The sequence below is a fragment of the Nocardiopsis oceanisediminis genome (assembly GCF_048595525.1).
Taxonomy (GTDB): Bacteria; Actinomycetota; Actinomycetes; order Streptosporangiales; family Streptosporangiaceae; genus Nocardiopsis_A; species Nocardiopsis_A oceanisediminis.
This window is the reverse complement of record NZ_JAFMZJ010000001.1, coordinates 291,733-317,006: the sequence shown is the minus strand read 5'-3', so window position 1 is coordinate 317,006 and position 25,274 is coordinate 291,733. Positions and strand designations below refer to the sequence as shown.

Sequence of the window (25,274 nt, the reverse complement as noted above, 5' to 3'; positions counted from 1 at the left end):
GGCGCGCCTCAGCCGTCCTCGCCGCCGGCCGGTCCGCCCTGGGCCGCGGCGCGCTTGCGGGCCCACTTGCGCAGCGCCCGCGGGGTGAGCGCGACCACCAGGACCAGTGCGCCGATGCCGCTGATGATCATGGCCTGGTTGCCCAGGCCGGTGGCGTTCACCGAGGTGAGGGTCTCCTCGCTGGAGACCGGTTCGCCCATGGAGTTCTGCAGGCTCAGGTAGAGCATGGTGCGGCCGTTGATCCGCGCGTTCAGCGGCACGTACACGGTCGTCTTGCGGCCCGGGCCGATCTCCATCTCGTCGGTGTAGTCGCCGATGCTCATCCGCTCGGGGTTCTCCGAGAACATGGAGAGCTTGACCTGGACCGCCAGGTCCTCGTCCTCCAGGTCGTTGGCGATGATGACGCCGATGGTGCCGGTCTTGCTGGCCAGGGTGACCGGCTCGGTGGGGATGATGCGCACCTTGCCCAGGCCGGCCTGGACGGCGCTGCCGACGAGCCGCACCGAGAGCGGGCGGCGGCTCTCCTCCTCCCGCCAGGCCGCGGACTCGGCGCGCAGCACGGCGGTGCGGAACGGGTCGACGTCCTCCACCAGGATGCTGTTGAACAGCCGGACCGAGCCGCGGATGTCCTTCACCGCGTCCAGGTGGTCGCCGTCCAGCCGGGCCTTCTTCACCGCCCCGCCGGAGGGCTCCTGGCGCTCGGGGTCGCCGGAGGGCGGCTCGACGTCGCCCAGCTCGACCGCGTCCACCCAGGGCAGCTCCTCGGAGGCGGCCAGCGCGGAGCGGGCGAACTCCGGGTCGGGGTTCCAGGTGGCCGGCGGCATGGCGACCACGGTGCGGTCGCCGCCGGTGTGCTCGCCGCTGATCATCGCGGTCTCGGCGATGAACCGCTGCCGGGCCAGGGCCGCCTCGCCGGGGTCCCGGCTGGGCTGGCCCAGCGCGTCGGTGATCCCGCTGTCCACCACCAGGGCGGTGCTCTCGCCGGAGCCGCCGGCGGGCAGTTCGGCGCCGGCGTCCGGGGTGTGCTCGACCCAGGGCCGGCGGGGCATCTGGGTGTCGGAGACGAGGAACCGGGTGGCGCCCTGCTCGGCGTAGAAGTCCAGGGTGGCCTTGTCGACCAGGCCGCCGGGGGGCAGCGCGTAGGCGCCGTCGGCCTCGATGCCCAGCGCGGAGGCGAGGGCGTCCCGGCCGAGGGAGACCGAGGCGTCCAGGTCGGCGCCGAGGTCGGCGGCGAGCAGCGCGGAGACGTCGGGGTTCGCGTAGGGGGTGGCGATGACGTGCCCGCTCTCCAGGGCGGAGGCGGCGCCGTCCAGCCAGACCCGGGCGGCGGGGTCGGCCTCGTGGGTCTGCGCGGGGGGCTCCAGGGCGTCGCCGGCGGCCGCGGGGTCCTCCAGCACCTGGTGCGGGCCGGCGGCCAGCCGCTCGATGTCGGAGAGCAGCCCGGGGTCCACCGCCCAGGTGACCGGGACGCGGTCGGCGCCGTCGGAGGCCGGGGCCGAGGTGGTGTCCCGGGCGGACTCGCTCTCCTCCGGCTCGGGGGTCTCCTGGGGGTCGGCCGCCTCGCCCGGGTCCAGGGTGAGGGAGTCGTCCTGGGCGCCGGCGGCGAGCAGCCGGCCCAGCCGCCCGTTCGGTCCGACGCTGGCCGCCAGGTCGGTGCTGAGGAAGGTGTCGTCGTCGGTGCGCCGGGGGTAGTCCATCAGCGGCCAGACCCAGGCCATGTCGACGGGGGAGGGGGCCTTCTCGCCCTCGTAGGGCAGGAAGCTGCGGACCGTCGCGATCTCCGAGCCGCCCTCCAGCGCCTCCACCGCCATCGGGTACACCCCGAAGCCGTCCAGGCCGAGCTTCCCGGCCTTGACCTTGAGGGTGAAGGCGGCGCTCTCGCCCGGCTCCAGGGGGGCGTCGACGTCCACCGAGGGGCCGCGCGCGGGGGTCTGGCCGTCCCCCCGGCCCTCGCCGAACTCGGCGAGCTGGGCGCGCTGGTGGAAGGGGTAGCCGGAGTAGCGGAACCGGATCGCCAGGTCGTCCAGGGCCGCCCCGGTGGTGTTGGTGATCTCCCCGGTGATGCGCAGGGTGCTGTCCGGCTCCACCGCCTCGGGGGTGATGGCGTCGATGACGAGCGGCGCCTCATCGGGATCGGTCTCGGCCGGAGCCGCCGACGGGGTCCGGACAGGGGAGAAGGCGGCCAGTGCCGGGATCAGGATCGCGGTCGTGGCCACGACCGCGCCCAGGTGAGCAAATCGACGCACGCCAGAAGGTTTCCAGTCGGGTTTGACGGTGGCCGGGCGGGGGTGCCGCGCAACGCTGACGCCGTGGCCGGTTCGATCGGGCACGCGGCGCCGCCGCGAGGGAGCGGTCCGGTCATGCCGATGGAGTTGACGATACCTTCTCGCGGGGCCGGTCCCGAAGTGCAACGGCGGGGCCGCGGGGAGGGGCGCCGATTCGCACCGCGGGGGAAGGCCACTTACCCTCGGGTGCTGTGCCGAACACTGCGCTTCCAGGTGAGAACCCGCGTCCCGAGCGGGCGCCGTCCGAGCTGACCGCCGAGCAGCGGGACGCCGTCGCCGGCGTCTTCGCCTCCATCGACCGGGTCGCCCGGGAGGTGGGGGAGCGGTTCGCCGCGGCCGGCCACGAGCTGGCCCTGGTCGGCGGCCCGGTGCGGGACGCACTGCTCGGCCGGGAGGTGCACGACTTCGACCTGACCACCGACGCGGTCCCGCAGCGGATCCTGGAGCTGGTGGACGGCTGGGCCGACGCGGTGTGGACCGTCGGCATCGACTTCGGCACCGTCGGGCTGCGCAAGGACGGCCTGCAGCTGGAGATCACCACCTACCGCAGCGAGTCCTACTCGCCCAAGTCGCGCAAGCCGGAGGTGGACTACGGCACCTCGCTCACCGAGGACCTGAGGCGCCGCGACTTCACGGTGAACGCCATGGCGGTGCGGCTGCCGGACCGGTCGTTCGTCGACCCGTTCGGCGGGCTGGAGGACCTCGGGGGCCGGCGGCTGCGCACCCCGGGCCGGCCGGAGGACTCCTTCGGCGACGACCCGCTGCGCATCATGCGCGCGGTCCGGTTCGCCGCCCAGCTCGGCTTCGAACCGGTCCCGGAGGTCCGCGAGGCCGCGCGGGAGATGGCCGACCGGCTCTCGATCGTCTCCGCCGAGCGGATCCGCGACGAGCTCACCAAGCTCATGCTCAGCCCGGCGCCGCGGACCGGCATCGAGCGGATGGTGGAGCTGGGGGTGGCGCCGCACGTGCTCCCGGAGGTCCCCAGGCTCCGCCTGGAGATCGACGAGCACCACCGGCACAAGGACGTCTACGAGCACTCGCTGACCGTGCTGGACCAGGCGATCGACCTGGAGCGGGCCCGCGGGATGCAGCCCGACCTGGTGCTGCGGCTGGCCGCGCTGCTGCACGACATCGGCAAGCCGAAGACCCGGGCGTTCGAGTCGGGCGGCCGGGTCACCTTCCACCACCACGAGGTGGTCGGCGCCTCGATGAGCAAGAACCGGCTGAGCGCGCTGCGCTTCCCCAAGGACGTGGTCGCCGACGTCGGCAAGCTGGTCGCGCTGCACCTGCGCTTCCACGGCTACGGCAAGGGGGAGTGGACCGACTCCGCGGTGCGCCGCTACGCCCGCGACGCCGGCCACCTGCTGCAGCGGCTGCACGTGCTGACCCGGGCGGACTGCACCACCCGGAACCGGCGCAAGGCGGCCGCGCTGAGCCGCTCCTACGACGACATCGAGCGCCGGATCGAGCGGCTCTCCGAAGAGGAGGAGCTGAACAGCATCCGGCCGGACCTGGACGGCAACGAGATCCAGCGGATCCTGGGCATCGGGCCGGGGCCGCTGGTCGGCAAGGCCTACCGGTTCCTGCTCGAACTGCGCCTGGAGAACGGCCCGATGGGCGCCGAGGCGGCCGAGGCGGAGCTGCGCGCCTGGGCGGCCGCGCAGGGCATCGGGGCCCCGGAGGGGTGACCGCCCCCGGCGGGGGCGAGCGGCCCCGGTCCGGCCGCCGGGCGCGCTCTCCGGCGGGCGGCGCCACCGGACCGCACCGCGGGGTGCTCGCCGCCGGCCCCGAGCCGCCGCCGCCCGGCCCCGCCGGCGGAGGAGGGCCGGCCGCGCGCCCCGTTCGCCGGACCGGTGCCGGACCTCAGCGCGCCCGGCGGCCGGCCCCGGCGGGCCCGGGGACCCCGGAGGCGCCGCCCCGGCGGGCGTACACCGCCCAGCTGGCCGCCATCGCGGCGTAGCCCGCGGCCATGCAGCAGAGCACCGCGGCGCTCGCCCCGGAGGGCGGCACGGCCACCGCGGCCACCGCGGCCGCCGCGGCGAAGCAGGCGTTGAACAGCATGTCGTAGACGGAGAACACCCGGCCCCGGTAGGCGTCGTCGATGTGCCGCTGGACCAGCGTGTCCACGGTGACCTTGACGCCCTGGGAGACCACCCCCAGGCCGAACGCGGCGGCCGGGAACAGCACCGGGGAGAACGGCAGGCCGAACACGAGCAGCACCGCGGCCCCGCAGCCCAGCAGCAGCGCGATCCAGTTCCCGGGCGACATCCGCGCGGTCGCCCAGGGGGTGGCCACCGCGCCGGCGAGGAAGCCGGCCCCCGAGGCCGCCAGCGCCGCGGAGAACCCGGCGAACCCGGCCGCCCCGCCGGCGGTGAAGGTGTTGTTGTACAGCAGCAGCGTCATCAGGGTGGAGACGCCGAAGAGGAAGCGGTGCCCGCCGATGGTGGCCAGCCCGTACCGGGCCGGGCGCCGGGACCGGATGTGCCGCGCCCCGTCGGCCAGCCCGGAGAGCACCCCGCGCACCGCCTCGCGGACCCGCGGCGGCGCCTCCTCCAGGTCCGGGCCGAGCTCGCGCCGGCCCAGGGTGAGCGCGACCGCCCCCGCGGCGGCGAAGAACACCCCGGCGCCGAGCAGCACCGCCGCGGTGCCGGGCGCGCCGTCCCCGCCGGCCAGCCGCAGCCCGGCGCCGACCCCGGCGCCGAGGAAGCTCGCCGCGGTACCGCAGGTGGGGGTCACCGCGTTGGCCATCATCAGCCGGTCGGCCGGGACCACGTGCGGCAGCGCCGCGGAGAGCCCGGCCAGGAAGAACCGGTTGACGCTGAGCAGCACCAGCGCCGCGGCGAGGAACGCCGCGCCGTCGGCGCCGGCCGCCACCAGCACCCCGGTCAGCCCGGCCAGCACCGCCTTCGCCAGCGCCGAGACCAGCAGCACCTGGCGGCGGGACCAGCGGTCGATGAGCACCCCGGCGAACGGGCCGACCACCGAGAACGGCAGCAGCAGCACCGCGAACGCGGCGGCGACGTCGCCGGCCGCGGTGTGCTGCTCGGGGTTGAAGAAGACGTAGCCGGCCAGCCCCGCCTGGTAGACGCCGTCGGCGAACTGCGAGACCAGGCGGGTGCCGAAGAGCCGGCGGAAGCGGGGTCCGCGCAGCACGGTCCGCAGATCACCGAAGAAGGGCACGGGGAAAGCGTACGGCTCGGCGGCGGCGCGGGCGCCGGGTCAGCGCGGGGCGAGCGTCCCGTCGGCGTAGGCGGTGCTGCCGTCCGTCATCGCGCTGGTGACCTCGGCCTCGATGGAGGCGCCGGTGTCGCGCAGCGTCACCTCGCCGTTGTCCACGCAGTCCGGGTCGCCGGCCACGGTGTAGGAGAAGCTCAGCTCGTCCCCGGTGACCGAGGCGGTGCCGGGCTCCCAGGTGCACATGCCGTCGCCGGTGGTCAGCCCGGACTCCGAGGCCTCGGTGACCTCGCCCTGCTCGATGGTCAGGTGCATGGTCCAGCCGGCCCAGGGCTCGCCGTCCGGGTCGTACTGGGTCATCTCCGCCTCCCAGGTGCCGTCGAAGGCGCCGCCCGAGCCGGGGGCGCCCCCGGAGCCGGAGCCGCCCTGGCCGCCGGAGCCGCCGGAGTCGGCGCCGAGGTAGAAGAAGGCGCCCACGCCGCCGGCGATGAGCAGGATGAGGGCCAGGCCGCCGCCGATGATCCCGGCGATCAGGCAGCCCGATCCGCCCTTCTTCTGCGGCGGGCCGTACGGGCCGGGGCCGCCCGGCGGGGGCCCGTGCGGCGGGCCTCCGGGGGGAGGGCCCTGCGGGGGCCCGTGGTGCGGGCCGTACGGGGGAACGGGCGGGTGCGGCCCGGTCGGCCCGTAGGGCGGACCGCCGTGCCCCGGCGGGGGAGGGCCCTGGGGGGGAGGGAAGGACACGGGGGACTCCTCGGACTCGTCGGACTCGTCGGCTCCGGAACCGAAGCGTACCCGCGGGGCGCCCGGACGGGGGGAGGGGCCGCCCGCCGGGCGGCCCCTCCCCCCGTCCGGCTCAGCGGCGGATCAGCGCTCCACCTCGCCGGAGATGAACCGCTCGACCATGTCGTGCGCGGCGCTGTCGCTGAACTGCTCCGGCGGGGACTTCATGAAGTAGGCCGAGGCCGAGGCGATCGGCCCGCCGATGCCCCGGTCCTTGGCGATCTTGGCGGCGCGGAGCGCGTCGATGATGATGCCCGCGGAGTTGGGGGAGTCCCAGACCTCCAGCTTGTACTCCAGGTTGATCGGCGCGTCGCCGAAGGCGCGGCCCTCCAGGCGGACGTAGGCCCACTTCCGGTCGTCCAGCCACGGCACGTGGTCGGAGGGGCCGATGTGCACCGAGCCGGCGTTGAGCTCGTGCGGGATCTGCGAGGTCACCGACTGGGTCTTGGAGACCTTCTTGGACTCCAGCCGCTCCCGCTCCAGCATGTTCTTGAAGTCCATGTTGCCGCCGAAGTTGAGCTGGTAGGTCCGGTCGACCACGACGCCCCGGTCCTCGAACAGCTTGGACAGCACCCGGTGCGTGATGGTCGCGCCGACCTGGGACTTGATGTCGTCGCCCACGATCGGCACGCCGGCGTCGGTGAACTTCTGCGCCCACTCGGGGTCGGAGGCGATGAACACCGGCAGCGCGTTGACGAAGGCCACACCGGCGTCGATCGCGCACTGGGCGTAGAACCGGTCGGCCTCCTCCGAGCCCACCGGCAGGTAGCTGACCAGCACGTCGGCCTTGGAGGCCTTGAGCGCCGCGACGACGTCCACGGCGTCCTCGGCCGACTCCTCGATGATCTCCCGGTAGTACCGGCCCAGGCCGTCGAAGGTCGGCCCGCGCTGCACGGTCACGCCGGTCGGCGGGACGTCGCACAGCTTGATGGTGTTGTTCTCGCTGGCGGTGATGGCGTCCGCGAGGTCGTGGCCGACCTTCTTGGCGTCCACGTCGAACGCCGCGACGAACTCGACGTCGCGCACGTGGTAGGGGCCGAACTGGACGTGCATCAGGCCGGGGACCCGGGTCTGCGCGTCGGCGTCCCGGTAGTAGTGGACGCCCTGGACGAGAGACGCCGCACAGTTGCCGACGCCCACGACGGCTACGCGTACCGAACCCATTGGTCCTTGCTCCTTCTGATCCGATGACTGTGATCCGATGAGGTCTGGCGGCACGGGGCCGCCGTTCACCGCGGCGGCCCGGCCGGGCCGCCCGGTTCGGCGCACCGGCGCTCGCGCTCGATCAGGCCGTCCAGCCAGCCGATCTCGCGCCGGAGGGCCTCGGCCCGGTGCCGGTGCAGCTCATGGGTATAGGGGTCGCCCCGGCCGTCCAGCCGCCCCAGGGTCTCGTGCAGGGCGTCCAGCCGCTGCGCCAGCCGGTGCCGCCGACCGGACAGGATGCGCATCCGCACCTCGAGGCGGGTCCGGCCGAACAGGGTGAAGTGCACCCCGAAGCACTCGTCGTCGCTCTCGGCCGGCGCGCTGTCGGACAGCAGCCGCAGCAGGGCGGCCCGGCCGTCCTCGGTGAGCCGGTAGACGATCCGGGAGCGGTGCCCCGCTGCGGGGCGGGCGCCGTCCGCCTCCACCAGGCCGCCGCAGCGCATGGCGCGCAGCCGGGGGTAGAGCGAGCCGTAGGAGAACGCGCGCAGCAGGCCCAGCTCCCGGTCGAGCCGCTTGCGCAGCTCGTACCCGTGCATCGGGGCCTCGGCCAGGTGGCCGAGCACGGCCAGGTCGAGCACCCGCGACCGGCGCGTCTCCATGCCTCGTCCACCTCCTCCCCCGGTGCGCAACGATGACAGCCTCCGCCGGAGCCGTTCTGTTCCCGGGCGGCGGTCCGCGGCGCCGAATGTGAACGGAGGCGTGCTTTATGCACGTATGACTATATCCAGTCGATATAAGGACTCCCTGGCGCGGTGCACGGTGACGGGCACCCGCACCGTGATCACGTAGTATTTCCGGGACGATTTCTCAACCTGAACGAGATGTCGGATCCGTACGGCCTCCCCCGCCGGTAGATGACCGACCAAGCGGGAGACGCACGGCCCCCTCACGTCCGCGTCCGCCCGCTGCGACCGGCGCGGACGAACGACCCGGCCGGGGAATGAGGGTGCTTGTGGACAGGAGACACCGGGAAGAGCCGAACGGGGCCCGCCGCGGGGTCCGGGACGGCGCGGCCGCGCGGGACGCGCGCCCGCCGCGCTGGCGCAGAGCGGTCCACTGGCTGCTCATGGGGCTCTCCGCGACCGTGCTCGCCGGCGTGGTCGCGTTCCTCGGTATCTACCTGCTCATCCCGGCCCCGGACGACCTGCAGCCGCAGGGCGACGCGGCCGTCTCCGCCTCGCAGATCCGCTACTCCGACGGCTCAAAGGCCGCCACCACGGGCGCCGTCAACCGGACCAAGGTCACCCGGGACCAGATCCCGGACACCGTGATCAGCGGGGTGCTCGGCGCCGAGCAGCACGACTTCTACAAGACCCCCGGCGTGTCGGTCTCCGGCACCATGCGCGCGATCATCACCGGCGGCGAGGCCGGCGGCGGTTCCACCATCACCCAGCAGATGGCCCGGAACTACTACGACGGCCTCTCCCAGGAGCGCAGCTACAGCCGGAAGGTCAAGGAGATCTTCATCTCGCTGAAGGTGGCCCGCAACCTCACCCCGGACGAGATCATCACGCAGTACCTGAACACCATCTACTTCGGCCGCAACGCCTACGGTGTGCAGGCCGCCGCCCAGGCCTACTTCGGCAAGGACGTCAGCGAGCTGGACCAGGCCGAGGGCGCCTACATCGGCGCGCTCATCCAGAAGCCCAGCACCTTCACCGACCCCGAGCCCGGCTCCCCGGAGGCGGAGGCGCTCCGCGCCCGCTGGGACTACGCGCTCCGCGGCGCGGTCAAGGTGCACGCCATCGACCCCGAGCACGGCATCACCCAGGCCGAGGCCGACGGCCTGGAGTACCCCGAGACGATCCCGTGGAACGGCGGGGTGGACGGCGTCCCCGCGCTGGAGGGCTACATCCGCGACGCCGTGGTCCGCGAGCTCGGCGACCGCTACGACCTCACCGACCAGCAGATCGCCACCGGCGGCTACGAGATCCGCACCTCCCTGGACAAGGACCTGATGGAGGCGGCGCAGACCGCCTTCACCGACACCCTCGGCGAGGTGCCCGAGGGCACCGTGCTCGGACTGGCCGCGGTCGAACCGGAGACCGGGGAGATCAAGGCCTTCCACGGCGGCGGCGACCCGGTCGCCGACACCGACAACTCGCTGATCCAGCGGGCCCAGGCCGGCTCGGCCTTCAAGCCGTACGCGCTGGCCGCCGGGCTGTCCGAGGGCCGCAGCCTGAACACCGTCTACGACGGGAGCTCGCCGCAGTACTTCCCCGGGCTGACCGCCCCGGTGCGCAACAACGCCGGGCGCAGCTACGGCCCGGTCACCCTGCTGGAGGCCACCGAGCGGTCGGTCAACACCGCCTACGTCGGCCTCACCAGCGACATCGGCCCGGAGAAGGTCCGGGACACCGCCGAGGCCGCGGGCATCCCCGCCGAGCAGTTCGAGACTGCGGGACTGGGGCCCAACATCGCGCTGGGCACCTACCAGGTCACCCCGCTGGACCAGGCGAGCGGCTTCGCCACCTTCGCCAACGGCGGCGTGCACCTGCCGCGGCACATGGTCACCGAGGTCAAGGGGGACGAAGGCGAGGTCGGCCCGGTCGACGAGGAGGAGCTGGACGAGGGCACCCGCGCGTTCAGCGAGGGCGTCGCCGCCGACGCCACCTACGCCATGCGGCAGGTCGTCGAGGGCGGCACCGGGAGCGGCGCCGCCCTCGACGACGGCCGCCCGGCCGCCGGCAAGACCGGCACCACCGACAGCGCCACCGCCGCCTGGTTCGCCGGCTACACCCCGCAGCTGTCGGTCGCGGTCGGGCTGAGCCGCAGCGACGGGCAGCCGCTCGAACTGTCCGGCGTCGGCGATGTCTACGGCGGCTCGACCTCCGCGCTGATCTGGAAGGACTTCATGCAGCAGGCGATGGAGGGGGAGCCGGTGGAGGAGTTCCCCGAACCGGTCTGGGGCGGGGGCGACGCCCCCGAGCAGCAGCAGGACGCGCCCCCCGCGCCCGCCCCGGAGACCGTGCCGCAGCCCGAGGAGACCCGGCCGGAGGAGCCCGCCGAGGAGCCGACCCGGACCGAGGAGCCCACCGAGGAGGAGGAAGAGGACACCGGCGAGCCGAGCCCGCCGGACGGCGGCGGGGGCGACGACGGCGGCGGAGAGGACGGCGGGGGCGACTGGCCCACGCCGCCCGACCCCGGTGGCGGCGGGGGCGACGGCGGCGCCGGTCCGCCCGTCGACGGCGGCCAGGACTGGTGGTGACCGGGGGTGCCGCACACCCTCCGGATGTAGCGCAGGTAACACGGTCCGGCACCGGGAGGAGCCCGGTGCCGGACCCTTCTGCTTCCGTTTTCACCGCGTTGAGCTGGGGCGATGCCGGACAGGCGGCGGATTCGCCCGGGGACCCTCTCGAACACTCGGAGTAGCCCGTACCCTGTCATGCACGCGTCGGCGTTGTCCGGAACGTGATCAACGAATGGGTATCGCGGGGTAGCCTCACGCCTGGGTTGTGCTATGAGGCGCCTTGGCTTTAGCGTGACGCGTGCTTTGCGCCGCAGCACGGCGCCTGCGAGGCTCCCCGAAGAGAGGTCCATCGACAGGAGGAAGCCGAGGACCACGTCTTCCGGTCGGGTGGAAAACCCCGTACCCGGGTGGAGCGTCCCATGGAGGGATCGCCGGTCTCCCCCCGAGACCGCGTCCCCCGCGGCGCTTCCCGGGGCACCCGGTCGGAACGGATCCCCCAGGGGGAGTTCCGCCCCCTCCTACCCCGAGTCGTAAGGCCGATCGGCCGCAGAGAAGCAATCGAGGACGCGTGAGTACCGAGAGACGACGTAACGCCGGCGGCGGCCGCCGCCGGGCCTCTGGCCCGGACGACGGCCCGCGCGGCAGCGGCGGCAGGCGGCGGGCCGACGGCCCGCCCAGGGACGAACGCGCCGGCGGCCGTCGCGCTGCACCCAGCGACGACGGCGGCTTCTGGGACGATGAACGCCCCACCCGGCGCCGTTCCGCGGAGTCCCGCTCCGGCGGGGCCCGCTCCGAGGGCGGCGGCCGGCGCCGCCCCCAGGAGGAGCGCCGGGGTCGCGACCGGGGCCGGGAGGCCGAGCACGGCGCCCGCTCCGGCGGGTCCCGCCGCGCCCAGGGCGGCGGCGGGGGCGGCGGCCGCAGGCGGCCCCCCTCACGCCGCGACGAACCGGACGACCGCGGCCCGGTCAAGCGGTTCTTCGCCAAGGTGTGGAAGCCCGCGCTGATCACCTTCGGCGTGCTCTTCGTCGGCGGCGTCGCCGCGCTGGCGATCTTCTACTTCACCCTGGACGACGCCGAGGACATGGACGCCCAGGCCGCCGCGGAGGCGGAGGCCTCGGTCATCTCCGACGCCGGGGGCGAGAAGCTCATCACCACCGGTGAGGTCAACCGGCAGAAGGTCAAGCGGGACCAGATCCCGGACAGCGTGGTGAACGGCGTGCTCGGCACCGAGCAGCGCACCTTCCCCAGCGACGGCGGCATCTCGATCACCGGCACCATGCGGGCGATCATCTACGGCGGCTCGGCCGGCGGCGGTTCCACCATCACCCAGCAGATGGCCCGGAACTACTACGACGGCCTCTCCCAGGAGCAGACCTACACCCGGAAGCTCAAGGAGATCCTGATCTCCATCAAGCTGGGCAACGAGCTCAGCAAGGACCAGATCATCACGCAGTACCTGAACACCATCTACTTCGGGCGCAACGCCTACGGTGTGCAGGCCGCCGCCCAGGCCTACTTCGGCAAGGACGTCAGCGAGCTGGACGACGCCGAGGGCGCGTTCATCGGCGCCATCATCCAGCAGCCGGGCAACTTCGAGAACTACGAAGCCGACCCGAAGATGCAGGAGATCCTCGAAGAGCGCTGGCGCGAGGACACGCTCAAGGGCCTCAACGTGATGTACGAGGAGTACGACGGCGAGTACGGCCTCCCCAAGGAGGAGACCGACAAGCTGGAGTTCCCCGACACCGTCGACTACAACGTCGGCGGCGAGGACTACTCCGGTTACAAGGGCTACGTCCGCGACGCGGTGCTCAGGGAGGCCCAGGAGCGCTACGGGGTCTCGGCCGAGCAGATCACCAAGGGCGGCTACCAGATCTCCACCTCGCTGGAGCCGAAGCTGATGACGGCCGCCTCCGAGGCGTTCACCCAGGCGCTGCCCGAGGGCATGCCCGAGGACACCAACTACGGCCTCACCGCGGTCGACCCCGCGACCGGTGAGATCAAGGCGTTCAACGGCGGCAGCGACTTCACCGTCGACGCCAACAACTCCCTCACCGAGCGGGCCCAGGCGGGATCGGCCTTCAAGCCCTACGTTCTGGCCACCGGGCTCTCCAACGGGATCAGCCTGAACAGCGAGTTCGACGGCAACTCCCCGCAGACCTTCGAGGGCATCGAGGGCGAGATCCAGAACGACAGCAACAAGTCCTGGGGCACGGTGGACCTGATCGATTCCACCAAGCACTCGGTGAACACCTCGTTCGTGGAGCTCACCCAGCAGGTCGGCGCGCAGGCGGTCAAGGACACCGCGAAGGCCGCGGGCATCGCCGAGGAGCAGCTGGAGACCGCCCAGCTCGGCCCGAACATCGCGCTGGGCACCTACCAGGTCCGCGCGCTGGACCAGGCGACCGGCTTCGCCACCTTCGCCAACCAGGGCGTGCACATCCCGCCGCACATGATCACCAAGCTGGTGAACCCGAACGGCGACGAGGTCACCCCCAACGACGCGGACCGGCTCGAAGGCGTCCGCGCCTTCGAGGCCGACGTCGCCGCGGACGCCACCTTCGCCATGCAGCAGGTGGTCAGCCCGGACGGCGGCGGCAAGGAGGCCATGCTCTCCGACGGCCGCCCGGTGGCCGGCAAGACCGGTACCTCCAACGACGCCAAGTCCGCCTGGTTCGTCGGCTACACCCCGCAGATGTCCACCGCGGTCGGACTCTTCCGGGACAAGGGCAAGCAGCTGGAGATCCCCGGCGTCCAGGACGTCTACGGCGGTACCACCTCGGCCAAGATCTGGAAGGCCTTCATGGAGGAGGCCATGAAGGGCGTCGAGGAGAAGCAGTTCCCGCCGCGGGCCGGGGTCGGCGACGACCAGAGCTTCCTGCCCGCGACCCCGACCCCGCCCACTTCGCCGGAGCCCACGCAGTCCGCCGAGCCGCCGGAGCCCACGGAGTCGCCCGACCCCTCCACCTCGCCGCCGATGAGCCCGCCGGCGACCGAGGAGCCGTGCGTCCCGTTCCCGGGCAACGACTGCGAGACCGAGGAGCCGGGCGGGCCCGGTGAGCCCGGCGGCCCCGGTGAGGGGGACGGCGGCGAAGGCGGCGGCGGCGAAGGCGGCGGTGGCGGCGGCTGGGACCCGTTCGCCCGCAGGGAAGACTGACCAGCGAACAGGAGCGACGTGACCTCAACGTCCGGAGGAGACGGACGTCCCGGTGCCGGCGGCGGCCAGCAGGCCGCCGCCGGCACTCGGCGTCTTCAGACCGGTCCGCCGCAGGGCCGGACCCCGTGGGGCGCGCTCGCCGCGCTCGGCGCGGCCGGGGCGCTCCTCGGCTACCTGGCCAAGGCCCCCTGCCGCCTCGGCGGCGCCTGGCTCGACGGCGGCCAGTACGCCGCCGCCTGCTACAGCGACGTGTTCCCGCTCTACTACCGGGACGGCCTGGACCAGGGGGCGGTGCCCTACCTGGACCGGCCGCTGGAGTACCCGGTGCTCACCGGCGGGCTGATGCACCTGATCGGCCGGGCCGTCTCCTGGCTGCCGGACACCCTCGGCAGGGCCCTGGCCTACTTCGACCTCACCGCCGCGCTGATGGGCGCCTGCCTGGTCGCCACCGTGCTGTGCACCGGCCACCTGGCCGGCCGGGGCGGGCTGCGCCCGGCGGAAGGGGAGCGGTTCGACCGGCGGCGGGCGCTGCTGGCCGGCGGCGCGGTCGCGCTCGCCCCCGCCGCGGTGCTCACCGCCTACATCAACTGGGACCTGCTCGCGGTGGCGCTGCTCTCCGGCGGGCTGGTGCTGCTCGGCCGGTCCCGGTACTGGTCCGGGGGCGCCCTGGTCGGGCTGGCGGTGGCCGCGAAGTTCTACCCCTTCCTGGTGTTCGGCCCGCTGCTGGTGCTGGTGCTGCGCCGGTGGACCGGGCGGGACGGCGGGATGGCGCCGCAGGACCTGCTCCGCGCCCTGGGCGGTGCGGCGGCCGCCTGGGCCGCGGTGAACCTCCCGGTCATGCTCGCCGCCCCGGAGGGGTGGGCGACCTTCTTCACGTTCAGCCGGGAGCGCGGCGCGGACTGGGGGTCGCTCTACTACGTGCTCGACGGGTACGGCCTGCTCGACACCGGCGACCTCGATCTGGTCAACACCGCCGGGACCGCCTCGCTGGCCGCGGCGTGCGCGCTGATCGCCGCCGCCGGGGTCCTCGCCCGCCGCCCGCCGCGGCCGGAGCAGCTGGTGTTCCTGGTGGTGGCCGCGTTCCTGCTGACGAACAAGGTCTGGTCGCCGCAGTTCGTGCTCTGGCTGGTCCCGCTGGCGGTGCTGGCCTGGCCGCGGACCATGGGCACCTGGCCGCCGCTGCTCGTCTTCGCGCTCTGGCAGGCCGCCGAGACCGCCTACTTCTTCGGCATCTGGCGGCACCTGATGCACGTCTCCTGGGCGGCCGAGGGGGCCGCCGGGCCGGAGCAGGGGCTGGCCTTCGCCGGCTACTCGGTGCTCTCCCTGGCGCGGTCGGCCACTCTGCTCGCGGTCTGCGCCTGCGTGGCCGCGGATTGCCTGCGAAGCGGCAGAACGGTCGCAGGCCTGCGGTAGCCTTGGCTTCCGTCTGGCTCAATGCCCTCCTGCCATGGAAAGACCATGGCCGCGACAGTCCAGAGGAGGAACGACGATGCGTCGTTACGAAGTTATGGTCATCCTCGACCCCACCCTCGACGAGCGCACGGTGGCGCCGTCGCTGGAGCAGTTCCTCGCGGTGGTCCGCAACGACGGCGGCTCCGTGGAGAAGGTCGACGTCTGGGGGAAGCGCCGCCTCTCCTACGACATCGCCAAGAACGCCGACGGCATCTACGCCGTCATCGACCTCACCTCCGAGCCGGCCACGGTGAAGGAGCTCGACCGTCAGCTCAACCTGACCGAGTCCGTCCTGCGCACCAAGGTCCTGCGCCCCGAGGCGCACTAGAGGCGTCGCAGCGCGCCGCGCACGCACTCTCCCCGCCTGATCCGAACTATTCGAACCCGGAGCCATCCATGGCAGGCGAAACTCAGATCACGCTCGTCGGCAACCTGGTCGACGACCCTGAGCTGCGATTCACCCCCAGTGGGGCGGCGGTCGCGAACTTCCGCGTGGCCTCCACCCCGCGCGTCTTCGACCGGCAGAGCGGCGAATGGCGGGACGGCGAGTCCATGTTCCTCAGCTGCTCCGTGTGGCGGCAGTACGCGGAGAACGTGGCCGAGAGCCTGCAGCGCGGCATGCGCGTCATCGTCCAGGGCCGCCTCAAGCAGCGGTCGTACGAGACCAAGGAGGGCGAGAAGCGCACCGTCTTCGAGATCGACGTCGAAGAGGTCGGCCCGGCTCTGCGCAGTGCCACCGCGAAGGTGACCAAGACGCAGCGCCAGGGCGGCCAGGGCGGCGGTTTCGGCGGCGGAGGCGGCTTCGGCGGCGGCCCCCAGCAGGGGGGCGGCGGCTACGGCAACCAGGGGGGCTCGGCCGGCGGTTTCGGCGGCGGCTCCCAGGGCGGCGGACGCCCTCCCGCGGACGACCCGTGGGCGACCAACGGCGGCGGTGGCGGCGGCGGTTTCGGCGGCGGGGGATTCTCCGACGAGCCGCCGTTCTAGACCGCGTTCAATTCCTGTCCGAATGACCATCCCCGGATGATCCGGGGCTCTTGCGAAGGAGCACCACGATGGCGAAGCCGGCAGCACGCAAGCCCAAGAAGAAGGTTTGCCTTTTCTGCCAGGAGAAGCTGTCCTACATCGACTACAAGGACACTACTCTGCTGCGCAAGTTCATCTCCGACCGCGGCAAGATCCGCGCCCGTCGGGTGACCGGCAACTGCACGCAGCACCAGCGCGACGTCGCGACGGCGATCAAGAACGCCCGCGAGATGGCGCTGCTGCCCTACACCAGCACCGCTCGCTAACCGGGGAATTCCGAGGGAGGTATTAGTCGTGAAGCTGATTCTGACCCACGAGGTCAACGGTCTCGGTGCCCCCGGCGACGTCGTCGAGGTGAAGGACGGCTACGGCCGCAACTACCTGCTGCCCCGCGGTTTCGCCATCCGGTGGACCCGCGGCGGACAGAAGCAGATCGACTCGATCCGCCGGGCCCGCCAGGCCCGTGACATCCGCACCCTGGAGGAGGCCCAGCAGATCGCCGGCCAGCTCGGCGCCCTGTCGGTCACCCTCACCCAGCGTGCGGGCGACGGCGGCCGGCTGTTCGGCTCGGTCACCGCGGCCGACGTCGCCGAGGCGGTCAAGGCCGCCGGCGGCCCGCAGGTCGACAAGCGCCGGATCGAGATCAAGAACGCGATCAAGTCCGTCGGCGCGCACAAGGTGCAGATCCGCCTGCACCCCGAGGTGTCCGCCACCATCGCGCTGGAGGTCGTCGGCGGCTGACGCCGGCGCCCCCGCGCGGGGACGCGCATCGGGCCCCGCCCCTTCCGGGGGGCGGGGCCTTCGCCGTTCCGCGACACGCCGTGTAGCTTATAGTAATTCTTTCATCACTATTCGTAACTTATCTTTTTCTGTGGGCCCGTTTCCCCACAGGAAGGATGAGGCCAGATGTCCGTTCATGAGCTGGGAGACCCCGAGCAGCGGGGGATGACGCGCAGGACGGCGGTCCGCGCCGCGGCGGCCGCGGCCGGCGGCGCACTGCTGGGCGGCGCACTCGACCTCGCCTCCCCCGGAAACGCTCTCGCGGACGCCGGACCCCACGTCTACACCCGCGCCGACTGGGGGGCGCGGCCGCCCAAGGCCTCCGCGGTCATCGGGTCCGGGCCGGACCACATCGTGGTGCACCACACCGCCACCGGCAACAGCACCGACTACTCCAAGAGCCACGCGGCCGCGCTGTCCCGCGCGATCCAGCGCTACCACATGGACAGCAACGGCTGGGCGGACATCGGCCAGCACTTCACCATCTCCCGCGGCGGGTACGTGATGGAGGGGCGGAACCGCACCCTGGCCGCGCTGCGGCAGGGCCGGCACGTCGTCGGGGCGCACACCGCCAACCACAACTCGCACACCGTGGGGATCGAGAACGAGGGGCTGTACGGCTCCGCCACCCCGCCGGAGAGGCTGTTCGCCTCCCTGGTGGAGACCTGCGCCTGGCTCTGCTCGCTCTACGAGCTCGACCCGTCCTCGGCCATCGTCGGCCACCGCGACTACAACGTCACCAGCTGCCCGGGGGACCGGCTCTACGCGATGCTGCCCCGGCTCCGCCGGGACGTGCAGACCCGGATGCGCACCCGCAGGCAGCAGGAGGAGCTGCTCGGCCTGGCCGAACTCCCCGCCGATCACCTGCCCACCTATCCGGGCGCCCCGGCGATGGAGCGGACCGCGGCCTACTACCACGGCCCGGCCATCGGCGAGCGCGACCTCGGCCGCTGACCGGCCCCGCCCGCGATGGCCCCGGAGCCGCGGCCCTCCCGGGAGCCCGGGGGCGCGCCGCGGCGCCGGGACCGCGCGCCGCACTCAGCCCCGGGAGGCCCCCAGCACCGCCCAGGCGCCGCTGCGGGCCCGCAGCCCCAGCGTCACCCCGCGCGCCGCCATCCACACCCCGAAGGCGAGCCAGAGCCGGAACAGGCCGTCCGGGGAGCCGTCCGGGGTCGTCCGCAGCACCAGGGCGGCGCACGGCAGGAAGGCGAGCATCGTCCACAGGCTGGCCCAGGCGAGGTAGCGCTGGTCGCCCGCGCCCATCAGGATGCCGTCCAGCACCATCACCACGCCGCTCAGCGGCTGCAGCACGGCCACCAGCGGCAGCACCCCGACGATCAGCGCGTGCACCTGCGGGTCGGAGGTGAACGGCAGCGGCGCCCACGGCCGCGCCACCAGCACCAGGACGGCGAAGAGCAGCCCGGTCAGCACACCCCACTCCACCATCCGGCGGGTGGCCGAACGGGCCCCGGCGGCGTCCGAGGCGCCCAGGTACCGGCCGATGATCGCCTGACCGGCGACCGCGATCGCGTCCATCGCGAACACCAGCAGCGACCACAGCTGGAAGACCACCTGCTGGGCGGCGATGTCGGCGTCGCCCATCCGGGCCGCCACCGCGGTGGTCACCACCAGCACCACCCGCAGCGACACGGTCCGCACGAACAGCGCGGCCCCGGAGGCGGCCGAGGCGCGCAGCCCGGCCGCGTCCGGTGTCAGCCGCACGCCCTCCCGCCGCGCCGCGCGGACCACCACCGCGACGTAGACCGCCGCGCCGGCGCCCTGCGCGATGACCGTGGCCCAGGCCGACCCGGCGATGCCCAGGTCCAGGACGAGCACCAGCAGCGCGCAGAGAGCGCCGTTGGCGGTGAACATCGCCACCGAGACGACCAGCGGGGTGCGCGCGTTCTGCAGCCCGCGCAGCACCCCGGTCCCGGCCATCACCAGCAGCAGCGCCGGCGTGCTGAGCAGGCTGATCCGCAGGTAGTCCACGGCGTAGGGGGCGACCTCGGGGGAGGCGCCGAGCACGTCGACCAGCCATGGGGAGAGCGGGATGCCGGCGGCGGCCACCGCGGCCCCGATGAGCAGCGCCAGCCAGAGCCCGTCGACGCCGCTGCGCAGCCCGGAGCGGACGTCGCCGGCGCCGAACCGCCGGGCGACCGCGGCGGTGGTGCCGTAGGCGAGGAAGACGCACAGGTTGGCCAGGGTCATCAGCACCTGGCCGGCGATGCCCAGGCCGCCGAGGGCCTCGGTGCCCAGGGTGCCGACGATCGCGGTGTCGGTGAGCAGCACCAGCGGCTCGGCGATCAGCGCGAAGAAGGTCGGCACCGCCAGGTGCAGGATCTCGCGGTCGTGGCGGTGGCGGAAGGGGAGGGCGGAGAGCAGCGGCTTGGGCATGGCCTTGCCACGCTAGCGGACTCCGATGACGCTCCGGACGGGTGTTCGATCGGAACCGCCGGTTCTCCACCGCGTGTCGCACGGCCTGTGGATAACCTGTGGACACCGGGATGTGAACTTTCTTTCGCACACAGGTGCTTCAGTGCGTTTTCGCAGGCCAAGTAAGATATGTCAGCGTCCCGAGGAAGTTATCCACAGGTGTTGTGCACAAGCTATCCGCAGGATCGCCGGAGTCATCCACAGGATCTCCCCAGCGCCGTCCACAGGTCGCTTTGCCTTAGCGGCCGTGCAGTCGCGACAATCCATAGGACCGGTACCCGGGGCATCCGGACCGCCCACCCGGGTACGGGCCGTCACCAGGGGGAGAGTACGTGAGCGTGGCCGAGCACCCGCCGGAGCAGACCGGTTTCGAGCGGACGCCTCCGCATGACATCCTCGCCGAGCAGAGCGTGCTGGGCGGCATGCTGCTGTCCAAGGACGCCATCAGCGAGGTCGTGGAGATCGTCCGCTCCTCCGACTTCTACCGCCCCGCCCACCAGATCGTCTTCGACTCCGCGGTGAACCTGTTCTCCCGCGGCGAGCCGGTGGACGCCATCTCGGTCAACGCCGAGCTGACCAAGCGGGGCGAGATCACCCGGGTGGGCGGCGCGCCCTACCTGCACACCCTCACCGAGGCGATCCCCACCGCGGCCAACGCCGGCTACTACGCCCGCATCGTCGCCGACCGCGCGGTCCTGCGCCGCCTGGTCGAGGTCGGCACGCACATCGCCCAGATGGGCTACGCCGGCGACGGCGAGGTCGACGACATCGTCGACCATGCCCAGGCCGAGGTGTTCAAGGTCGCCGAGAAGCGCACCGGCGAGGACTACCTCCCGCTCAGCGACATCATGCCCGGGGCGCTCGACGAGATCGAGGCGATCTCCGCCCACGACGGCTCGATGACCGGCGTCCCCACCGGCTTCACCGACTTCGACCAGCTCACCAACGGCCTCCACCCGGGCCAGATGGTGATCATCGCGGCGCGGCCTGCCGTGGGCAAGGCGCTCGCCCTCGACACCCCGCTGCCCACTCCCGAGGGCTGGACCACCATGGGGGAGGTGCGGGTCGGGGATCGGCTCATCGCCGCGGACGGGACGCCGACGACCGTCGTCGCGGCCACCGACGCCATGCACGGGCGGCCCTGCTACGAGGTGCGCTTCGACGACGGCGGCAGGATCGTCGCCGACGCCGAGCACCAGTGGCTCACCGACACCCGGGCCTCGCGCCGCTCCGAGAACGGTGCACCGGAGATCCGCACCACCCGGCAGATCGCCGAAACGCTCCGCTGCGCCACCGCCGAACGCCGGATCAACCACTCGGTCCGCAATGCGGCCCCCTTGGACGGCCCTGATCGGGAGCTGCCCCTGCCGCCGTACTTCCTCGGCGCCTGGCTGGGGGACGGCCACTCGGCGGCGGCCCGGATCACCACCGCCGACCCCGAGATCGTCGCCGGGATCGAGGCCGAAGGCCTGGTGGTGAAGGCGTACGGCGACGTGTCCGGGATGGGCTACTCGGTCCACCTGCCCGCGGACGCCCCGGTGGCGGAGAAGCGGTGCGCCGTCTGCGGGACCACCTTCGTCCCGCGCCTTCCGCACGTCCGCACCTGCGGGCGCTCCTGCGGCGGCAAAGCCCGTTTCGTCTCCGCCCCGGTGCCCCACACCGCCTGCGTCGACTGCGGACGGCAGTGCCACGGCCAGACCCGCTGCCGCCGGTGCATCGACGACCACGGCAGCGTGCAGGCGCTGCTGCGCACGGTCGGGGTTCTCGGCGACAAGCACATCCCAGCCGCCTACCTGCGCGCTTCGCAAGCGCAGCGGCGGCGGCTGCTGGCCGGCCTGATGGACACCGACGGAACGGTCACGCACAGCGGGAGCGTGCAGTTCAGCGTCGTCAACCGGCGGCTCGCCGAGGACGTTCGGGAGCTGGTGCACAGCCTCGGCTACCGCAGCGGCATGGCGGTCAAGCGGGTGAAGGGGCGCAGCGAGGAGTCCTCGAACTGCTACACGATCACCTTCAGCCCGACCGAGCCGGTCTTCTCGCTGGCCCGCAAGGCCCGCGCGCAGAGCGAGCGCAGTGCGGGGCGCTCCTACCAGCGGGTCGGCCACCGGTTCATCACCGAGGTCCGCCCGGTGCCCGGCGTTCCGGTCCGCTGCGTCCAGGTCGACCACCCCGACCGGCTGTATCTGGCCGGTCGGGAGATGATCCCCACGCACAATTCCACACTGGCCTTGGACTTCGCCCGTGCCGCGTCGATCAAACACCAGCTGGCCAGCGTCTTCTTCAGTCTGGAGATGGGGCGGAACGAGATCGTCATGCGGCTGCTCTCCGCCGAGGCGCGGGTGCCGCTGCACACGATGAGATCCGGGCTGATGACCGACGACGACTGGCAGCGGCTGGCCCGCCGGATGGGCGAGGTGGCCAGCGCGCCGCTGTTCATCGACGACTCGCCCAACATGTCGATGATGGAGATCCGGGCCAAGTGCCGGCGGCTCAAGCAGCAGCACGACCTCAAGCTGGTCATCGTCGACTACCTCCAGCTGATGAGCTCCAGCGGCCGGGTGGAGAGCCGCCAGCAGGAGGTCTCCGAGTTCTCCCGATCCCTCAAGCTCCTCGCCAAGGAGCTGGAGGTGCCGGTCATTGCGCTCTCCCAGCTCAACCGGGGTCCCGAGCAGAGGACGGACAAGAAGCCCCAAGTCAGCGACCTCCGCGAATCCGGCAGCATCGAGCAGGATGCGGACATGGTGCTGCTGCTCTACCGGGAGGACGTGCACGACAAGGAGTCGCCGCGGGCCGGTGAGGCGGACATCATCGTCGCCAAGCACCGGAACGGCCCCACGGCCGAGGTGACCGTGGCGTTCCAGGGGCACTACAGCCGCTTCGTGGACATGGCGCCCGGCTGATCCGGCCGGAGGCCGGAACACGGACGAGGGGGCGCCGCGTGTGCGGCGCCCCCTCGGTGCTCGTTGCCTCGTGCGGCTCAGGCCCAGTGGGCCTCGGGCCGGGTGCGGCCGTCGGGGCCGGTGGCCAGGACCCAGGTCAGGGTCGGGCGCTTCGGGGCGGTGTCCTCCTCGGCCGGGCGGGGCGCGGGAAGGCCCTCGCCGGTCCGGCGGGAGATGCCGGGTGCGCGGCGGACGACGGTGCTCCGCGTCCGGCGGCGGACCGCGGGGCGACCGGTCTGAGTCGCCAGGGTCGGCGGCTTGCGAGCCATGGCTTCACCCCCTGCTTCAGTTGTCAGATGGACTACGTTAACCCAGCGTTCACCCAAGAGTCAATTTGGATTTCCGCGTTTCGTCCGCGGAGGCGGCCGTGCCCAGGGGGAGTCGGCGGGGCGGGAGGCGGGGTGACCGGCGAAGGTGAACGGAAGGTGAACAGATGGGGGTGGAGCGGGTGAACCGGGCGGACCGGGCCGGGCGGGGAAAAGAAGAAGCGCCCGCCGGTGGGCGGGCGCTCGGGGCCGGGTCCGGTCTGGTGGTCACCCCTTGTCAGGGAAGATCAGGCCGACGACCTCAAGGTAGAGCTGCTCGGGGTAGGGCACGAAGCTGATCCTGCTCAGTGCCTGGTCCTGGCCGGCGGACTCCATGACGAAGGTTCCGTAGCCGAGGAAGCGGCCGAGGATCGAACGCTCGAAGCGCATGTCGGTCACCTTGCCCAGCGGCATCATGTTCACCTGCCGGGTGATCAGCCCCGTGGTGAGCAGCAGCCGCGCCGAGGTGATGACGAAGTAGTCCACCGACCACTCCGCGACCTTCCAGACGAACCACACCAGCACGAGCAGCCACACCCACCAGATGACGGCGAGCGCCGCCGGAGTGGCGGCCAGTGCGGTGTTGCTCAGGATGCCCGCGACGATCAGCGCGCCGAGCACGAGCGCCACCGGGCCCATCAGCACCGCGGGGTGCCGGCGGATGGTGACGACGTCCTGCTCGTGCGGGAGAAGGTAGCGGTTGACGGATGCGGGAGCCCGGTTGGACGATGCTACGAGCTTCATGGCCGCAGGGACCCCTATGCGCCGAGTGCGTTCACGAAGCGCGACAGCGACTCGGCCGCGGACATGAGCCCGCCGAGCCCGGTGTGGATGACCCCCGCCGCGCTTTCAGGCTGAGTGAGCAGATAAAAGGCAACGAAGGCGATGAGGGCATACCCCAGCCATTTCTTCAACTTCGCCATAGCCGACTCCCCAACAAAGCAAGCTGACCCACCGACCCAAGCTGATTGTTACACCGTCGCTCGAGCCCGTAAAGCCGGATGCCCGTCTTCGGCGTGGCGTCCCCGGTTTTCCGGTGTGTCCCTTGTCACTCCAGGGGGGCGGCGGGGCGGAGGGGGCGGGCGGGTCACCCGCGCTCGGCGAGGGCCATCTCCAGTACCCGCAGGTGCTGCCGGGCGATCCGCTCCACCAGGTCGGGGGCGGCTCGGCCGGTCACCTCCAGGGCTCCCTGGCGGGCCGCGCCCAGGCATCTGCGGACGGTGGAGCCGTCGTGCACGCCGGCGAACTCGGTGCCGAGCCGCTCGGCAAGGGGGTCGAGGTCGAGGGGCGCGGTTTCGGTCTGCTCGGGCATCTCACTCCTCGGCGGGCGGGGGTGGGCGGGTGCGCTCCGCGGTGATCTCCGCTTTCGCGGTCCGGGGCGGGGGACTCCCGGGCGGGTGCGGAAATTCGGATGTGCATGATCGGTGGTTCGGGGCCGGGACCATGATCGCTCCGAAGTGTCACATCTTCGTATCAGAATCAATTCGGCTGTTCAAAGTCCCACCGCGTCCGGTTGTGTCGGCGGCCACCAGGTCGAACCTGTCGATCAGTGGCCTTCTGCCCCATTTTCGGACGTTCATTCACGGAAGCCGACACATATACAAAAATGCGTCCATCCCGTGTCGGGACGGACGCATGGCGCCGAAGGCGCAGGTCAGAAGTTCCCGTAGAGCCGGTCCCCGGCGTCGCCCAGGCCGGGGACGATGAACCCCTGCTCGTTCAGCTGCTCGTCCACTGCGGCGGTGACCACCCGCAGGGTCGCGCCGTGCCCCTCGCCGAGGGTTTCGGTCAGCCGCTGCTCCACCGCGCGCAGCCCCTCGGGCGCGGCCAGCAGGCAGATCGCCGTGACGTGGTCGGCACCCCGGTCGACCAGCAGTTTGAGGGCCGCGGCCAGGGTCCCGCCGGTGGCCAGCATCGGGTCGAGCACGTAGCACTGGCGCCCGGAGAGGTCCTGGGGGAGCCGGTCGGCGTAGGTGGCGGGCTGCAGCGTCTCCTCGTTGCGGGCCATCCCGAGGAAGCCGACCTCGGCGGTGGGCAGCAGCCGGGTCATCCCGTCGAGCATGCCCAGGCCGGCCCGGAGGATCGGTACCACCAGCGGGGTCGGCCGGGTCAGCTGGACGCCGGGGGCGGGCTGCAGCGGGGTCTCCACGGTCACCTGGGAGACCCGGACGTCCCTGGTGGCCTCGTAGGTGAGCAGGGTGACCAGCTCATCGGTGAGCCGCCGGAAGGTGGGGGAGTCGGTGCGCCGGTCGCGCAGGGTGGTGAGCTTATGCGCGACCAGCGGGTGGTCGACGACCAGGGTCTCCATTGAACACTCCGGTGAGCTGGCGAAACGTGCGGGATTCGGCGTCCGATTCTAACGGTGCGCGCCCCGCCCCCGGTGCGTCCGGAAATCCGGGCCGGGCCGGGTTCGCCGTCTGGTGCGCAGGAGGGCGGGATGTCCGATCTAATGGAGGCGTGCACGCGGACGGCGGCGGAACCGTGAGGGGAGGAACAGGCGTGGCGGGGCTTGACGGCTACGATGACGCAGCCGGGACGGATCTGCGATTCTGT

Annotated in this window: 21 protein-coding genes; 10 read left to right on the top strand and 11 right to left on the bottom strand. The window is 72.5% G+C overall.

Annotated features, from left to right (window positions below):
- Positions 1-8 precede the first annotated feature (8 nt).
- Entirely contained in the window at positions 9-2,246 is a 2,238-nt protein-coding gene (locus J0910_RS01805; protein WP_420156758.1) for a DUF6049 family protein, read from the bottom strand.
- Positions 2,247-2,476: 230 nt separating this feature from the next.
- Between J0910_RS01805 and J0910_RS01800 the strand changes: the two genes are divergently transcribed.
- Positions 2,477-3,973 (top strand): CCA tRNA nucleotidyltransferase, encoded by a 1,497-nt coding sequence (locus J0910_RS01800; protein WP_420156757.1) that lies wholly within the window; start codon positions 2,477-2,479, stop codon positions 3,971-3,973.
- 175 nt (positions 3,974-4,148) lie between these two features.
- Here the strand turns inward: J0910_RS01800 and J0910_RS01795 are convergent, their stop codons facing one another.
- The 4 genes from J0910_RS01795 to J0910_RS01780 form a co-directional block, all read right to left on the bottom strand.
- Complete coding sequence (locus J0910_RS01795) at positions 4,149-5,465, bottom strand: MFS transporter (protein ID WP_420156756.1); 1,317 nt, start codon at positions 5,463-5,465, stop codon at positions 4,149-4,151.
- Between the two features lie 39 nt (positions 5,466-5,504).
- The gene (locus J0910_RS01790) at positions 5,505-6,200 is read right to left on the bottom strand and encodes a hypothetical protein (protein ID WP_420156755.1); all 696 of its coding nucleotides are present in this window, start codon (positions 6,198-6,200) and stop codon (positions 5,505-5,507) included.
- A gap of 123 nt (positions 6,201-6,323) precedes the next feature.
- Positions 6,324-7,403, bottom strand: a complete 1,080-nt coding sequence (locus J0910_RS01785; RefSeq protein WP_420156754.1) for an inositol-3-phosphate synthase — start codon at positions 7,401-7,403, stop codon at positions 6,324-6,326.
- 65 nt (positions 7,404-7,468) lie between these two features.
- On the bottom strand, positions 7,469-8,041 hold the full coding sequence (locus J0910_RS01780; RefSeq protein WP_420156753.1) for a PadR family transcriptional regulator: 573 nt from the start codon (positions 8,039-8,041) through the stop codon (positions 7,469-7,471).
- A 353-nt stretch (positions 8,042-8,394) separates the two neighbouring features.
- Here J0910_RS01780 and J0910_RS01775 point away from each other — a divergent pair, with 353 nt between their 5' ends.
- The 8 genes from J0910_RS01775 (at position 8,395) to J0910_RS01740 (ending at position 17,998) form a co-directional block, all read left to right on the top strand.
- The gene (locus J0910_RS01775) at positions 8,395-10,650 is read left to right on the top strand and encodes a transglycosylase domain-containing protein (protein ID WP_420156752.1); all 2,256 of its coding nucleotides are present in this window, start codon (positions 8,395-8,397) and stop codon (positions 10,648-10,650) included.
- A 550-nt stretch (positions 10,651-11,200) separates the two neighbouring features.
- Positions 11,201-13,789 carry a transglycosylase domain-containing protein gene (locus tag J0910_RS01770; protein WP_420156751.1) on the top strand — a complete coding sequence of 863 codons (2,589 nt, stop codon included), beginning with the start codon at positions 11,201-11,203 and terminating at the stop codon, positions 13,787-13,789.
- Between the two features lie 18 nt (positions 13,790-13,807).
- Positions 13,808-15,202, top strand: coding sequence for a glycosyltransferase family 87 protein (locus J0910_RS01765; protein ID WP_420156750.1), 1,395 nt, complete (start codon positions 13,808-13,810; stop codon positions 15,200-15,202).
- Between the two features lie 76 nt (positions 15,203-15,278).
- Positions 15,279-15,569: a 30S ribosomal protein S6 gene (rpsF, locus tag J0910_RS01760; RefSeq protein ID WP_026120709.1), complete on the top strand. Its 291-nt coding sequence runs from the start codon at positions 15,279-15,281 to the stop codon at positions 15,567-15,569.
- Between the two features lie 68 nt (positions 15,570-15,637).
- A complete protein-coding gene (locus J0910_RS01755; protein ID WP_420156749.1) occupies positions 15,638-16,225 on the top strand; it encodes a single-stranded DNA-binding protein in 588 nt (195 codons plus the stop codon).
- Between the two features lie 68 nt (positions 16,226-16,293).
- Positions 16,294-16,530: a 30S ribosomal protein S18 gene (rpsR, locus tag J0910_RS01750; protein WP_017595522.1), complete on the top strand. Its 237-nt coding sequence runs from the start codon at positions 16,294-16,296 to the stop codon at positions 16,528-16,530.
- A 28-nt stretch (positions 16,531-16,558) separates the two neighbouring features.
- Entirely contained in the window at positions 16,559-17,005 is a 447-nt protein-coding gene (rplI, locus tag J0910_RS01745) for a 50S ribosomal protein L9 (protein WP_420156748.1), read from the top strand.
- Positions 17,006-17,170: 165 nt separating this feature from the next.
- On the top strand, positions 17,171-17,998 hold the full coding sequence (locus J0910_RS01740; RefSeq protein WP_420156747.1) for a peptidoglycan recognition protein family protein: 828 nt from the start codon (positions 17,171-17,173) through the stop codon (positions 17,996-17,998).
- An 84-nt stretch (positions 17,999-18,082) separates the two neighbouring features.
- Here J0910_RS01740 and J0910_RS01735 read toward each other — a convergent pair whose 3' ends face one another.
- Positions 18,083-19,438, bottom strand: a complete 1,356-nt coding sequence (locus tag J0910_RS01735) for an MATE family efflux transporter (protein ID WP_420156746.1) — start codon at positions 19,436-19,438, stop codon at positions 18,083-18,085.
- A gap of 371 nt (positions 19,439-19,809) precedes the next feature.
- On the opposite strand from J0910_RS01735, the gene dnaB reads away from it, so the two are divergent.
- Complete coding sequence (gene dnaB, locus J0910_RS01730) at positions 19,810-22,377, top strand: replicative DNA helicase (protein ID WP_420156745.1); 2,568 nt, start codon at positions 19,810-19,812, stop codon at positions 22,375-22,377.
- 77 nt (positions 22,378-22,454) lie between these two features.
- Here dnaB and J0910_RS01725 read toward each other — a convergent pair whose 3' ends face one another.
- The 5 genes from J0910_RS01725 to upp all read right to left on the bottom strand — a co-directional run bounded on the left by J0910_RS01725 (position 22,455) and on the right by upp (position 25,029).
- On the bottom strand, positions 22,455-22,685 hold the full coding sequence (locus J0910_RS01725; RefSeq protein ID WP_420156744.1) for a hypothetical protein: 231 nt from the start codon (positions 22,683-22,685) through the stop codon (positions 22,455-22,457).
- 264 nt (positions 22,686-22,949) lie between these two features.
- On the bottom strand, positions 22,950-23,465 hold the full coding sequence (locus J0910_RS01720; RefSeq protein WP_184393433.1) for a PH domain-containing protein: 516 nt from the start codon (positions 23,463-23,465) through the stop codon (positions 22,950-22,952).
- A gap of 14 nt (positions 23,466-23,479) precedes the next feature.
- On the bottom strand, positions 23,480-23,644 hold the full coding sequence (locus J0910_RS01715; RefSeq protein ID WP_017595513.1) for a hypothetical protein: 165 nt from the start codon (positions 23,642-23,644) through the stop codon (positions 23,480-23,482).
- Between the two features lie 164 nt (positions 23,645-23,808).
- Positions 23,809-24,033, bottom strand: a complete 225-nt coding sequence (locus tag J0910_RS01710; RefSeq protein WP_420156743.1) for a hypothetical protein — start codon at positions 24,031-24,033, stop codon at positions 23,809-23,811.
- Between the two features lie 342 nt (positions 24,034-24,375).
- A complete protein-coding gene (gene upp / locus J0910_RS01705; protein ID WP_420156742.1) occupies positions 24,376-25,029 on the bottom strand; it encodes a uracil phosphoribosyltransferase in 654 nt (217 codons plus the stop codon).
- Between the last annotated feature and the right edge of the window lie 245 nt (positions 25,030-25,274).